We start from the raw sequence: 13,000 nt of genomic DNA on the forward strand, positions 1-13,000 counted from the left end.
CGCGACGTCGCGGGATTCTCGCCAGGCACTGCGGGTTCACGCCCAGGCTTCGAGCACGCGTACGCTGTCGCCACCACGCTGCGACGCGTACTCGCGTGTGGCAGCGATCGCGTCGGTCCTGACCGCACGCACGCGCTTGAAGCCGGCGCCCTTCAGGATTTGCGCCAAATCCCGGGGCGACTTGAAATGCACGTGCATGCGGCCCTTGACGAACGCGCTGAGCAGCGCGCCGAACGCGATCACGGCCGGATGCTGCACACGTTCATTGAAATACACGTCACTGAAATAGACGCCCTGCGGAAAACCGCCCAGCGTCTCGGCAATGCGTTGCCACACTCCGCGCGCCGAGGCCGGGTCCAGATAGTTCATCAGGCCTTCGGTGATGATCGCCGTGCCGACGTCGGGATCAAGTCGCTTGGCGACCGCGGCCAGCGAATCCGGACCGTCGGACGACAGCGCATCGAGTTCGACCAGCTGATGCCGCTCCGACAGCGAACCGGTCTGCAGCAGCAGCGCTCGCTTGCAGGCGGCCATCGTCGGCAGATCGGTTTCGATGTAGCGCAGGCGATCGCCGTAGCGCTGCATGAACGACCAGCCGCGCGGCGACAGCCCCGCGGCGATCTCGATCACCTGACCGATCCTGCCGGAGTCGATCGCCTTGCTCAGTTGCGCATCGATGCCCTTGTGGCGCGCCAGCATCAGCGCATCGAGCGAGAAGCCGGACAGCCTGCGGGTAACACCGGTCAGCACGCGGAACGCGCGATCGAGCCGCTTGCCCTGCGGCGTCGCGAACGCCGGATGCGACATGCCCTGGCGAAACCAGAAGTAGCCCGTCGCATACGCCGTGGGGCTGACGCGCGCGGTCTGTTCGCGGGCCATCAGACGCCCGGCGCGCCGGGGAAACCGACGTAGTACTGGCCGGTCAGCATGCCGCCGTCGACCGCGATCTCGGCGCCGCACAGATAGGAGGCTTCGTCGCTGGCGAGAAACAGCGACGTGTAGGCGACTTCGCTCGGTTCGCCGATGCGCTGCAGCGGCACCATCGTGTAGCGCTTGTTGGCTTCGGCGCGCGCTTCGGCGAACGGATTGCCCATCGCCGTGTCGATGCCGCCCGGATGCACGGAATTCACGCGCACGCCCTTGTGTCCGTATTCCATCGCCGCCGCGCGCGTCAGGCCACGAATGCCCCACTTGCTGGCGTTGTACGCGCACAGGCTGTTCGCGCCTTTCATGCCGTCGACCGACGAGATGTTGACGATGCTGCCGTGGCGGCGCGTGATCATGTGCGCGCCGACGGTCTTCACGCCCAGGAAGGTGCCGACGAGGTTGATGTCGACGACGCGTTCGAAGTCGGCAAGCGTGGTGTCGGCGATGCTCTTGAACAGCAGCACGCCGGCGTTGTTGACGAGAATGTCGACGCCACCGAATTTCGCGATCGCCTTTTCCAGCACCGCATGCCAGGAGCCTTCCTGGCTGACGTCGTGGTGGACGAACAGTGCGCTGTCGCCCAGTTCCGCGGCGAGCTTGCCGCCTTCGTCGTCGAGCACGTCGGCGATCACCACCTTCGCGCCTTCGGCAACGAACAGTCGGCTGGTGGCGCCGCCCATGCCGCGGGCGCCGCCGGTGATGATGGCGACCTTGTTGCGCAGTCGTGCCATGAGTGTCTCCCTTTTGCGTTGATGGTGATCGGAAGCGCGGCGGCAAGGTCCACGTCGCCACGGACGCCTGCGGCATCCTTGCACCGCGCCGGCGGCCGAGCCTCACCCGAACGTGCGACCGTCCGTCTGCTGCACGACAACATTCATCGGTGAGTCCGACTTCTCACCCTTCCAGACGAAGGCCGGAGCGTGCGGAGTGACGACGATACGGGCCAGCCGTCGCCACGTACGACGGTGAGAAGCATCGGGGCGCCGTGATCGGCGTGCGCGGATGCGACAACCATTACAAGGAGAGCCATGATCCGAATCGATCGCGTGCGCCGCGCCGGCGCAATTGCCGCGTTGCTGCCGTTGCCGCTGCTGTTCAGCCATCCCGCCGTTGCGGCGGACAGCGCAGACGCTTCCGCTGCTGCCGCGCCGGCCGCCGCCGCGGCGGCCGATGGTGGCGACGACAACAAGATCGCGGAAATCGTCGTCACCGCCCAGCGTCGCGAAGAGAAGCTGCAGAAGGTGCCGATCGCCGTGACGGCGATGGATTCGAAGCAGATCGAGAATCGCGGCATCCAGAATGTCGGTGACCTGTCGGCGCTCGCTCCCGGCCTGCAGATCAGCAAGACCGCTTCGAACACGACGATCTCGCAGATCACGATCCGCGGCCTGTCGCAGATCAATCCGGCGATCTACTGGGATCCGGCGGTCGGCGTCTATGTCGACGGCGTCTACATCGGCAAGGCGCAGGGCGGCATCTTCGACATCGTCGATCTCGAACGCGTCGAAGTGCTGCGCGGTCCGCAGGGCACGCTGTACGGCCGCAACACGCTGGCCGGTGCGATCAATCTGATCACGCGGCGTCCGTCCGGTGAATTCGGCGGCTCCGCGAGTCTCGAAGTCGGAAACTACAACGCGATCACCGAAAAGGCGTCGATCGATCTGCCGAAGATCGGCATCGTCAGCATGTCGCTGGCGGCGCGGCAGGAGCAGCGCGACGGCTGGGTCAAGACCAGCAACGACAGTTCGACCAGCAAACTCAACGACCGCAACAACAACGGCCTGCGCTTCGCTGCCGACTTCGACTTCGCCCCCGATGTGCTCGGTGAATACCGCTACGACCGCAGCATCACCAACCAGACGCCGAACTGGGATCAGCTTTATCACGTCGACAACAATCTCGGCTATCCGGGCTTCGACGGCTACGCTTCGCACGATCGTCTCAAGCATGCCGATCTCGACGCGCCGATGTTCGAGAAAGCCCACATCAGCGGACATGCCTTCACGCTGAACTGGACGCTCGACGACATCAACACGCTCAAGTCGATCACCGGCTATCGCAAGCTGAGCTGGGACGATTCGCTCGACCTCGACGGTTCGCCCTACGACATCGCATTCACGCAGCGCTTCACCAAGTATCACCAGATCTCGCAGGATCTGCAGTGGCTGGGGCACACCGACCAGCTGAACTGGGTCGGCGGCCTGTACTACTTCGGCGACAACGGCGGGACCAACAACCCTCAGCACTTCTTCAGCCATTCTTCCAACTACGATTCGAGCTACTCGACCAAGACCCACGCCGGCTCGGTCTACGGTCAGCTCGACTACAAGCCGATCGATCCGCTGACGCTGAGCGCCGGTCTGCGCTACACGCGCGAGAAGAAGGAACTGGCCCGCACCTTCGGCTGCAATTCGCCGTTCTATCCGGAGTGCACGAATTCCGATCCGGCTGCGTTCAACTACCTGATCCCTGCCGGCACCGGCGCGCAGAAAACCTTCCATGCGACCACACCGATGGCGTCGGTCGCCTGGCAGTTCACGCCGGACCTCAATGCCTACCTGCGCTACGCCGAGGGTTTCAAGAGCGGGGGCTTCAACGGCGAGTTCAGCGATCCGACGCTGTCGTCCGCCGACAACGTGGCTGAAACCCAGACGCCGTTCAAACCCGAGAAACAGCGTTCGTACGAGCTCGGAACGAAGTCGACCTGGCTCGACCAGCGCATCGTGCTCAATGCCGCGGTCTACTACAACAAGGCCAAGGATCTGCAGGAGTCCATCTTCCTCGGCTCCGGCGCGGCCGCGTCGAGCGTGCGCAACGCCGGCAAGGCGACGATCTATGGCGCCGAGCTGGAAGGTCAGGTCGCGCTCTGGGCCGGATCGCGGCTGGGCTTCAACTACGCCTATCTGCACACCAAGTACGACGAGTTCATCGACGGCGGTGCCGATGTCGCCGACAACCGCGCGTTCGTCCACGCGCCGAAGAACACCGCGAACCTGTATCTCGACATGCGTCTGGCGCAGCTGGGCTGGGCAGAGCTGCGCGGCATGGTCGACTACGCGTACACCGATGCGTTCTATACCTACGCCTACCAGCTGACCGGACCGAGCGACGCCGGCTATGACCCGAGCAAGCAGGTGGCCAGTGATGCGAAGGTGCCGTCGACCGGCCTGCTCAACCTGCGACTGTCGCTGTCGAAAGTGAAGCTCGGCGATGCGGCCAGCGGCGAACTGGCGCTGTGGTGCCGCAACGTCACCGACAAGGATTCGCCGACCAACTTCATCGATTTCGGGCCGGCGTTCGGCAGCCTCACGGTCGCCAACTTCAACGACCCGCGCACCTTCGGCGTGACCGGTGTCGTGCGCTGGTAAGACGTGTCGATGTCATTCGAGGCCCGCTTCGGCGGGCCTTTTTCTTGCGCCGCTGCCGGGCCTCGCGCATGCTCGACCGATGCGTACGCCCCTGCTTCCGTCGCTGCTCGCCGCCACGCTCGTGCTGGGCGGCTGCCAGTCGTCGCCGCCACTGGCCGATGCCGGCGCGCCGATGCCCTTCGTCGCCGCGCCGACGTCCGCCGGCATCGTCTACCTGCTGCAGCCCGAGCCGTCGCGCACGACGATCTACGTCTACCGCGCCGGTCGCGCCGCGCACTTCGGACACAACCACGTCCTGACCGTCCCCCAGCTCGAAGGCTGGGTGCAGGTGCCGGACGACCAGCTCAATGCTGCGCGCTTCTCGCTGCGTTTCCGGCTCGACCAGCTGCAGGTCGACGATGCCGCGCTGCGCGCCGCGACCGGTGGCGGCTTCAGCACGCCGCGTTCGGCGGACGATATCGCGGGTACGCAGCACAACATGCTGAAGTCACTCGACGCCGACCACGATCCCTGGGTCGTGCTCAATTCCGTGACGGTGGTCGGCGAATGGCCGGTCGCGGTTGCCGATGTCGCCGTCACGCTGCACGGGGTGACGCGCGTGCAACGCGTGGTTCTTCATCTGCAGCACACCGCCCGGGAACTCGGCGCACGGGGCAGTCTGGTCGTTCGCCAGAGCGACTTCGGCATCAAGCCGTTTTCGATCCTCGGCGGCGCGCTTGGCGTCGATGACACGCTGGCGATCGATTTCGATCTGCAATTGCAGGCGATCAGCCGGACGCCCTGACGCAAGGGCGGCGCCCGCGGTGCCGGCATCGTGGCTGTTCTGCGCGACCGGGACGCGCAGGCTGGAGAAAGCGAAGAGGGAACGCTGCCGGCGTTGCGGCCCTGGCGCAGTCGACCGCGATGATGAACGGTGCCGGGTTCTCGAATGATCGGCACATCGGCTGGCGCCGTCATCACGCCGATCGATCCGCGATCGGCGTGATGACGGACAGCGGTCTAGTTGTCGTGCGTATCCTGACGGCTTGCGCGGGCATCGTCACGCGCTTTCTTGCGCGTCGCCCGGGCATCGGCACGGGTGCTCTGGCGTGCGCTGCTGTCAGCCTTCACGGTGGACCGACGTGCCTTGCGATTGCCCTGGCGTGTGTCCTGGCGTGCCGCGCGTGCGTCCTGCCGTGCTTTCTGGCGGTCGGCGCTGGTGCCCTGCATGGCGTCCTGGCGTTCGTTGCGAATGTCCTGGCGCGTGTCCTGACGGGCACCGCGGGCATCCTGACGGGTCTGCTGCCGTGCGTCGCTGTTGGCTGCCGCGGTGTCGTGCCGGCCGGCACGATTGTCCTGTCGTGCGGCCTGCCGCTCGGCTGCGTTTTGCGCGGCGGTGCTCGATGCCGGGGTGCTCGGCGCCGCAGCATCCTGTGCCCAGCTCATGCCGCTGGCCATCGCCAGCACCGTTGCGCCGACGATCGGTATCCATTTGTTCATTTGTTCCTCCTGGGGGTGACGGCCGCCGATCCGTTGATCGGCGACGACAACCCGGAAGACTACGCCTGAATCATGAACGGTGCTTAAATGAATCCGGCTTGTTACAGACTGTTACGCGGCGCTATTCGACGATCGCCGGATGCGCCTGCGTCGGCCCGCCGAGCATCGGTCGGTGCGATGGCGGCTGCCGGCCTTCATCGTCGATGCCGTACTCCTGGGCGAGCTCGGCGCCGATCAAGACCTGCCCCGATTTTTCCGCGCGCTTGTCATCGCGATAGAGCGCGCCGATCACGTGGCCGGTGAATTCCGGCGTCTCGGCGATCTCCCAGAAACCGGCGTATTTGTCCGGTTCGCTGTCCATCACCCGCTTCGTGCGATCGGTGCGCAGCATGCCCATCCAGATCGACGCGGTCGCGACATTGTGCGCCTTGAGATCGACGGCCATGTCCTTGGCGAACTTGTCGACGCCGACCTTCTGCGCACCGTATGCCGGGCCGTGCATGTAACAGCTGGCGCCGAACGACGAAGTGAATGCGATCAGGCCGTTCTGCTTCTCGACCATCATCGGCGCCGCGTACCAGCTGGCGACGTAGGCCGAGCGCAGGCCGACGTCGAGAATGTCGACCAGCTCGATCGGCTTGGTCCAGAAGCCGCCCTTGTTGATCAGCTCGTCGTGCAGATAGGTCGCGTTGTTGACGAGGATGTCGACATGACCCTGTTCCTTCCTGATGCGCTCGAAAAGGTTTTTCACGTCGCGGTCGCTGGCATGATCGCAGGCCACGGCGATGCCCCTGCCGCCGGCCTTGGTCACCTCGTCGGCGGTGCCGCCGATCGTGCCCGGCAGCGCGGCGTCGCCTTCCTTCTGCGAGCGGCCGGTGACATAGACCGTCGCGCCCAGTGCGCCGAGTGCCAGGGCGATGCCCTTGCCGGCACCGCGCGACGAACCCGTGACCACTGCCACCACGCCTTCCAATGCTCCGCTCATGCTTCGCTCTCCTCGATGTTGCGGATCAGGCCGACGTGCCGGCCTGATCGCTGATGCGTTTGCGCAGTTCGAACTTCATCACCTTGCCGGATGCATTGGTCGGCAGCGTGTCGGCGATCTCGATGTGGCGCGGGACCTTGTAGTTCGCCATCTGTTCGCGGCACCACGCGATCAAGGCACCTTCGTCCACGCTCTGGCCCGGTCGCAGCAGCACATAGGCCTTGCCGACTTCGCCCATGCGCGCGTCCGGCACGCCGATCACCGCCACCTGCGCGATCGCCGGATGCGCCGCCATCGTGCGCTCGATCTCGGCCGGATAGCAGTTGAAGCCGCCGGCGATGTACATGTCCTTGAGTCGGTCGGTGATGCGCAGATAGCCGCGCACATCGAGATGGCCGACATCGCCGGTGTGCAGCCAGCCTTCGGCATCGATGGTCTCGGCGGTGGCTTGCGGATCGTCGAGGTAGCCGCGCATGACGTTGTAGCCGCGCACGACGATCTCGCCGGACTCGCCCGGGCCGAGCGCGCGTCCTTCGCCGTCGACGCAGCGCAGTTCGATGCCGGGAATCGCCTTGCCCGAGGTCAGCGCGATGGTTTCGGCATCGTCGCCGGCGTCGCAGAGACTGACGATGCCGCAGGTTTCGGTGAGACCATAGCCGGTCAGCACGACTTCGAAGCCGAGTTCGGCGCGAATGCGTTCGATCAGGCTCGGCGCAATCGCCGCCGCGCCGGTGATCGTCGCGCGCAGCGAGGACAGATCCGTGCTCGCGCGCTGCGGGTCATCGAGCAGGCTGATGAACAGGGTCGGCGGGCCGGGCAGCACGGATATCCGCTCGGCCTCGATGCGCTTGAGGATGGCGCGCGCGTCGAACACCGCGTGCGGCAGCACCGTCAGCCCGGCGATCAGGCCGGCCAGCCAGCCCACCTTGTATCCGAACGAATGAAAGAACGGATTGACGATCAGATAGCGATCATCGGACCGCAGGCCGACGCAGGTCGACCACGCCGCGATCGCGCGCAGGTTCTGCTCGTGCGTCGTCACCACGCCTTTCGGCAGGCCGGTGGTGCCGGAGGTGAACAGCACGTCGAGGCAGTCGTCCGCCTTCACCGCATGGCTGCGCGCATCCAGCTCGGCATCGGTGACCGCCTCGCCCCCGGCGAGAAACGCCGGCCAGTCGAGATCATCGGCTTCGGCGTGCTCGATGACGACGATCGCGCCCAGCGACGCGGGCCGCTGCGGTGCGAGCATCGTCGGATAATGCTGGCCGAGAAAGCGACCGACCGAGAACAGCACGCGCGCGCCGCTGCGTTCGAGCACATACGCGGCCTCGTTGCCGCGCATGCGCGTATTGATCGGCACCAGCGCGGCGCCGACGCTGTGGATCGCCAGACCGGCGACGATCCACGCCACATTGTTCGGCGACCAGATCGCAACGCGATCGCCGGCCTGCACGCCGAGCGCGATCAGTGACTTCGCGGCGCGCCGGCGCAGCATGTCGAGCTCGCCGTAGCTGAGCTGCACACCATCCTCGCCGACGACCGCGACGCGATCGCGGAACGTCGCGACGGAGGCGGCGAAGGCTTGTGGGGCGGTTTCGATCATGCGCTGCGAAATAGCCGCGTCTCCAAATCTGAAAGTCCGCGCCAGTGAGGCGGAAGAGAAAGCAGTCCAGTGAACTGCTTTGCCGCCGGACGGCGCGGTTGCCTGTGCAGGACGTGCATGCTCCTCAATCCGCCCACATCAAGTAACCATTGTCGATGCGCATCTCGGCCCCGTTGATGAATTTCGATTCGTCGCTGGCGAGGAACAGCACCAGATTGGCGATGTCCTGCGGCTGCGCGAAGCGCGCCTGCAATTGCTTCGGGTCCTTTTCGCGCACGTAGGCCGGTGGCGCGCTCTTGTCCTGATGCAGGTTGAACACCATCGGCGTGGCGATGCCGTCCGGGTGAATCGAATTGCAGCGGATCTTGTAGAGCTTGGCGCGGCAGTGCGCGGCGACGCTGCGCGTCAGGCCGGCGACCGCTGCCTTCGAAGCGCTGTAGGCGCAGAACGAAGACTGGCCGCCGATGCCGGCCATCGACGACATGTTGACGATCGAGCCGTTCGGCCGCGACTTCATCGCTTCGAGGCCGTAATGGCAGCCGAGGAAATAGCCGTCTGAATTGACCTTCTGGATCTTCTGCCACAACTCGAGCGTCGTGGTCTCGATGGTGCCGTAGGCGAGGATCGCGGCATTGTTGACGAGGATGTCGACGCCGCCGAATTTATCCTGCGTGGCGGCGATCACCGCTTTCCAGTCGGCTTCGGACGAGATGTCGTGACGCACGAACAGCGCGGCATCGCCGATGCTCCTGGCGACCTCGCGGCCGGCTTCCTCGTTGACATCGGTCAGCACGACCTGCGCGCCTTCGCGCGCCAGCAGCAGGGCGTCTTCCTTGCCGACGCCACTGGCGGCGCCGGTGACGATCGCCACTTTTCCCGAAACACGTCCCATGCGGATGCTCCTGTTCTGATCTGGTCGTTGAGGGGTATTCAGGCCGCGGCCTGCAGCGCGTCGACGCCGGCCGCGGCGCGGCCGGCACGGCGGCCGGACCACAGGCAGTCGGCGATCGACAGACCGCTGATGTACGAATTCGAGGCAATGCCGACGGCGGTGCGGCCGGCGGCGTAAAGGCCGCCGATGTCGCGGCCGTCGGCGTCGATGACGGCACCGCTGGCTTCGTTCACGCGCAGGCCGCCGAGCGTGATCGCCGGACACGGAAAGCCGCGATTGCCCGCGGAGATGTCGAGCGCGTAATACGGGCCGTTCAGCTCCTTGAGCAGCGCGCTGCTCTTGCCGAGCGCATCCTGCTTGCGCCGCGCGCCGTCGTTGTAGCGCTCGATGCTCAGCTGCAGCGCCTCCGGCGGCAGGCCGATCCTGGTGGCCAGCGCCGCGGCGGTGCCGGCACGCGGTGCACGCAGCATCAGCAGCAGGGCCGGAACGCTCTGGAATGCCCACAGCCCGCCGAACAGGGCTTCGCGGATCGCCGCGCGTCGCGCGCGCCGGTCGAGAATCAGCCAGGCGCGGCCGTTCTGGTGTTCGCAGATCTGCACGCCGAGCCGGGCGCCGTAGACCTGCTCGTTGCAGAAGCGTTCACCCTGCGCATTGACGACGATGCCTTCCGGCCAGTGCGTCGGCGGATTGATGAAGCGCCAGGCCGATACCTTGTCGAGGCGCGCGCCGACCGCACCGACCGACAGGCCGAGCCGGATGCCGCTGCCGTCGCAGCCGGTCGCGCCGAGTCGCGCCGGGGCGAGGAACCGGGGCGCGTGTTCGGCAACCATCGCGCGATTGAAGATGAAGCCGCCGGTCGTCAGCACCACGCCGCGCTGCGCGCGCACGAACACGGTCCTGGCTTCGGCCAGTTCGATCGCCAGTGCGCGGGCACGCAGGCGGTCGGCCCAGGCGGCGACGACGTTGTGCACGGCTTCAGCGCGGCGCAGCAGCTTGCGGTGTTGCTGCGCAGCCCGGGAGCCGGTCGGCAACTGGCGCAGCTCGACGCCAATGACGGTCTGGCTGCTGCGATCGACAATCAGGCGGTGCACGCCGCTCTGCTGCAGGACGCGGATGCCGAGCGCGTCGACCCGCGCGCGCAGGCGGTCGAACAGGGTCTTGCCGGAAAACAGGCCGGCGCCGCGCGCGCGGTGTCCGCGTGGCACCGGCTCGGCGACCGCAGCGTATTCCTTCACCGCCTCGTTGCCGGAGTAGTACAGATACGTGCCGTTCTTCGGGTACGAGGTCTTCGGCAGCAGCTTGAGCTTGTCGGCGTCGGTGTCGAAGGACACGCCGATGCCTTCCAGCCAGGCGATCAGGCCGCGGCTGTCGTCGCAGAAGCGGCGCAGCGCGCCTTCGCTGACGGCGTCGCCACTTTCCTGCTGCAGATAGCGGAACATGTTGTCCGGCGTGTCGTGGACGCCGGCGCGGCGCTGCTGTTCGGTGCCACCGCCGCCGTAGACGATGCCGCCGCTGCGCGCGGTCGCACCGCCGCCGTCGAAACGCTCGACGATCAGGGTCCTGGCGCCGCTTTCGCGGGCGGCGATCGCGGCACTGGCGCCGGCGGCGCCGAACCCGACGACCAGCACGTCGCAGCGCCAGTCCCAGTGCAGTTCGGATTCGCCGTTGATGATGCGCGGGCTGTCGATGCTCAGGGTGCCGTCGGCGGCGGCAGCGCGCGCGTGGGGCGACGGAACGGACGTGGTCATGGACGCGAGGGCGGGGATGGGAGCCTTCGCATTATTTCGATCGCGGCGCCCCGATCTTCGTCCAATGAGACGAGCAAAGCGTCTGTCTGCGCGGCTTTGACTCGTCTCATTGGGTGAAGCTCCAGAAACGGCCCGTCTCGATAATTTCCGCTCATCAATAAACAGCTTGCCGCCGGTGCGCCGGCGGGCATGGCTGCATAACCAGACGGCGGAATCCCATGCTGAAAATCGAGGCGCTCGCTTACATCGTCGTCGAGGCGACCGATCCTGCGAAATGGCAGGCATTCGCCGAGCAGATGCTCGGCATGCAGGCGCTGGCCGCCGGCGACGGTCTGTCGCTGAAGATGGACGAGCGCGATTTTCGCGTCAGCATCGTCAGGGGCGATGCCGACCGCTATCTCGCATCGGGCTGGCAGCTGGCCGACCGCGCGGCGTTCGACGCCACGGTCGCCGCGCTGCGCAAGGCCGGCGTCGACGTGACCGACGGTGCCGCTGAGCTGGCCGCGGCACGCAGGGCCGCGGCGATCGCCAGCTTCACCGACCCGGCCGGCAACCGCCACGAGCTGGTCTGCGGCTATACCGGCGGCAAGACGCCGTTTGTCTCGCCGATCGGCGTGCAGGGCTTCAAGACCGGCGCGCAGGGCATGGGCCATACCGTGCTGCCGGCGATCCCGTTCGAGCCGACCCTGCAACTGTTTCACGAAACCCTCGGCATGGGCCTGTCGGACATCTTCAATTTCAAGCCGGGCCCCGACGCGCCGAACATCCGCATCTACTTCCTGCACGCGGCGGCCGGCCGCCATCACAGCCTCGCGCTCGCCGAAATGCCGAACCCGGCCGGCTGCGTGCATGTGATGGTCGAGGTCAATCAGCTCACCGACGTCGGCAAGGCCTATGACCGGCTCAGGGCGCAGGGCGTCAAGCTGATGGCGACGCTCGGCGAGCACGAGAACGACCGCATGACCTCGTTCTACATGATGACGCCCGGCAACTTCGCGATCGAATACGGCTACGGCGGCATCAGCGTCGAGCCCGGTGTCTGGCAGACCACGCAGACGCAGCAGGTCTCGATCTGGGGCCACGACTTCTCGGTCGGTTTTCAATAAATGGCACAACTCGACAAAACGATGCGCGCGGCCGATGTGGTCGCGCAGCTGCGCGACGGCATGACGATCGGCATCGGTGGCTGGGGGCCGCGGCGCAAGCCGATGTCCATCGTCCGCGAGATCCTGCGCTCGAGCCTGAAAGACCTGACGATCGTCGGCTACGGCGGCACCGACATGGGCATGCTGTGCGCGGCCGGCAAGGTGAAAAAGCTCATCTACGGTTTCGTCTCGCTCGACTTCATCCCGCTCGAACCGTTCTTCCGCAAGGCGCGCGAGTCCGGCCAGATCGAGGCGATGGAACTCGACGAAGGTCAGCTGCACTGGGGGCTGCGCGCGGCGGCGATGCGGCTGCCGTTCCTGCCGACCCGCGTTGGCCTGGCGACCGATCAGCTCACCAAGATCAATCCGCAATTCCGCACCGTGACCTCGCCGTACGACGACGGCGAAGTCCTGCTGGCGATGCCGGCGCTCAAGCTCGACGTTGCGTTGCTGCACACGCACAAGGCCGACAAGCTCGGCAACACGCGCCTGTACAGCCCGGACCCGTTCTTCGACGAACTGTTCGCGCGTGCCGCCGATCGCTGCTACGTCAGTTGCGAGGATCTGGTCGAGCAGATCGCGAGTACCGATGAAGCCGACGCGCGCTGCAATCCGTTCGAGCGCAGCCTGGTCAGCGGCGTCGTGCTCGCGCGCGGTGGCGCGCATCCGACCTCGCACGTGCCCGGCTACGGCTGGGATGCCGCGCACCTCAAGCGCTACTGCGCCGCGGCCGAAGAAGACGGCGGCTGGGCGAAATACGCCGACGAATTCCTGACGGGCGACGAAGCCGCGTATCAGCAGGCTGTCGGCGGACTCGACGCCATCATCAAACTTCCGCGGCAGGTGTTCTGAT

11 protein-coding genes are annotated in these 13,000 nt (G+C 66.3%); 4 read left to right on the top strand and 7 right to left on the bottom strand.

Annotated features, from left to right (window positions below):
• Nucleotides 1-36 precede the first annotated feature (36 nt).
• Nucleotides 37-879, bottom strand: a complete 843-nt coding sequence (locus G7Y85_RS08555; protein ID WP_166254931.1) for a class I SAM-dependent methyltransferase — start codon at nucleotides 877-879, stop codon at nucleotides 37-39.
• Nucleotides 879-1,658 carry an SDR family NAD(P)-dependent oxidoreductase gene (locus G7Y85_RS08560; protein ID WP_166254934.1) on the bottom strand — a complete coding sequence of 260 codons (780 nt, stop codon included), beginning with the start codon at nucleotides 1,656-1,658 and terminating at the stop codon, nucleotides 879-881. The genes G7Y85_RS08555 and G7Y85_RS08560 overlap by 1 nt, the downstream gene beginning before the upstream one ends.
• A gap of 297 nt (nucleotides 1,659-1,955) precedes the next feature.
• Here G7Y85_RS08560 and G7Y85_RS08565 point away from each other — a divergent pair, with 297 nt between their 5' ends.
• Nucleotides 1,956-4,295 (top strand): TonB-dependent receptor, encoded by a 2,340-nt coding sequence (locus G7Y85_RS08565; RefSeq protein ID WP_166254937.1) that lies wholly within the window; start codon nucleotides 1,956-1,958, stop codon nucleotides 4,293-4,295.
• 79 nt (nucleotides 4,296-4,374) lie between these two features.
• Nucleotides 4,375-5,079 (top strand): YceI family protein, encoded by a 705-nt coding sequence (locus G7Y85_RS08570; protein WP_166254940.1) that lies wholly within the window; start codon nucleotides 4,375-4,377, stop codon nucleotides 5,077-5,079.
• Nucleotides 5,080-5,294: 215 nt separating this feature from the next.
• On the opposite strand, the gene G7Y85_RS08575 is transcribed toward G7Y85_RS08570, so the two are convergent.
• The 5 genes from G7Y85_RS08575 to G7Y85_RS08595 form a co-directional block, all read right to left on the bottom strand.
• The gene (locus tag G7Y85_RS08575) at nucleotides 5,295-5,774 is read right to left on the bottom strand and encodes a hypothetical protein (protein ID WP_166254943.1); all 480 of its coding nucleotides are present in this window, start codon (nucleotides 5,772-5,774) and stop codon (nucleotides 5,295-5,297) included.
• 121 nt (nucleotides 5,775-5,895) lie between these two features.
• Complete coding sequence (locus G7Y85_RS08580; protein ID WP_166254946.1) at nucleotides 5,896-6,759, bottom strand: SDR family NAD(P)-dependent oxidoreductase; 864 nt, start codon at nucleotides 6,757-6,759, stop codon at nucleotides 5,896-5,898.
• A 25-nt stretch (nucleotides 6,760-6,784) separates the two neighbouring features.
• Entirely contained in the window at nucleotides 6,785-8,362 is a 1,578-nt protein-coding gene (locus G7Y85_RS08585) for a FadD3 family acyl-CoA ligase (RefSeq protein WP_166254949.1), read from the bottom strand.
• Nucleotides 8,363-8,486: 124 nt separating this feature from the next.
• A complete protein-coding gene (locus G7Y85_RS08590; protein WP_166254952.1) occupies nucleotides 8,487-9,254 on the bottom strand; it encodes an SDR family oxidoreductase in 768 nt (255 codons plus the stop codon).
• Between the two features lie 38 nt (nucleotides 9,255-9,292).
• The gene (locus tag G7Y85_RS08595; RefSeq protein ID WP_166254955.1) at nucleotides 9,293-11,002 is read right to left on the bottom strand and encodes an FAD-binding protein; all 1,710 of its coding nucleotides are present in this window, start codon (nucleotides 11,000-11,002) and stop codon (nucleotides 9,293-9,295) included.
• A gap of 218 nt (nucleotides 11,003-11,220) precedes the next feature.
• On the opposite strand from G7Y85_RS08595, the gene G7Y85_RS08600 reads away from it, so the two are divergent.
• Together G7Y85_RS08600 and G7Y85_RS08605 are read left to right on the top strand one after the other, a co-directional pair.
• The gene (locus G7Y85_RS08600) at nucleotides 11,221-12,108 is read left to right on the top strand and encodes a VOC family protein (RefSeq protein WP_166254958.1); all 888 of its coding nucleotides are present in this window, start codon (nucleotides 11,221-11,223) and stop codon (nucleotides 12,106-12,108) included.
• Entirely contained in the window at nucleotides 12,109-12,999 is an 891-nt protein-coding gene (locus G7Y85_RS08605; RefSeq protein WP_166254961.1) for a CoA transferase subunit A, read from the top strand.
• Nucleotide 13,000 lies beyond the last annotated feature (1 nt).

This window comes from Solimonas terrae (assembly GCF_011067135.1).
Lineage (GTDB): Bacteria > Pseudomonadota > Gammaproteobacteria > Nevskiales > Nevskiaceae > Solimonas > Solimonas terrae.

Coding starts and splice junctions, on each gene's coding strand:
- G7Y85_RS08575 (WP_166254943.1), bottom strand. CDS start 5,774: ATGAACAAATGGATACCGATCGTCGGCGCAACGGTGCTGGCGATGGCC.
- G7Y85_RS08585 (WP_166254949.1), bottom strand. CDS start 8,362: ATGATCGAAACCGCCCCACAAGCCTTCGCCGCCTCCGTCGCGACGTTC.
- G7Y85_RS08580 (WP_166254946.1), bottom strand. CDS start 6,759: ATGAGCGGAGCATTGGAAGGCGTGGTGGCAGTGGTCACGGGTTCGTCG.
- G7Y85_RS08595 (WP_166254955.1), bottom strand. CDS start 11,002: ATGACCACGTCCGTTCCGTCGCCCCACGCGCGCGCTGCCGCCGCCGAC.
- G7Y85_RS08590 (WP_166254952.1), bottom strand. CDS start 9,254: ATGGGACGTGTTTCGGGAAAAGTGGCGATCGTCACCGGCGCCGCCAGT.
- G7Y85_RS08600 (WP_166254958.1), top strand. CDS start 11,221: ATGCTGAAAATCGAGGCGCTCGCTTACATCGTCGTCGAGGCGACCGAT.
- G7Y85_RS08570 (WP_166254940.1), top strand. CDS start 4,375: ATGCGTACGCCCCTGCTTCCGTCGCTGCTCGCCGCCACGCTCGTGCTG.
- G7Y85_RS08560 (WP_166254934.1), bottom strand. CDS start 1,658: ATGGCACGACTGCGCAACAAGGTCGCCATCATCACCGGCGGCGCCCGC.
- G7Y85_RS08555 (WP_166254931.1), bottom strand. CDS start 879: ATGGCCCGCGAACAGACCGCGCGCGTCAGCCCCACGGCGTATGCGACG.
- G7Y85_RS08565 (WP_166254937.1), top strand. CDS start 1,956: ATGATCCGAATCGATCGCGTGCGCCGCGCCGGCGCAATTGCCGCGTTG.
- G7Y85_RS08605 (WP_166254961.1), top strand. CDS start 12,109: ATGGCACAACTCGACAAAACGATGCGCGCGGCCGATGTGGTCGCGCAG.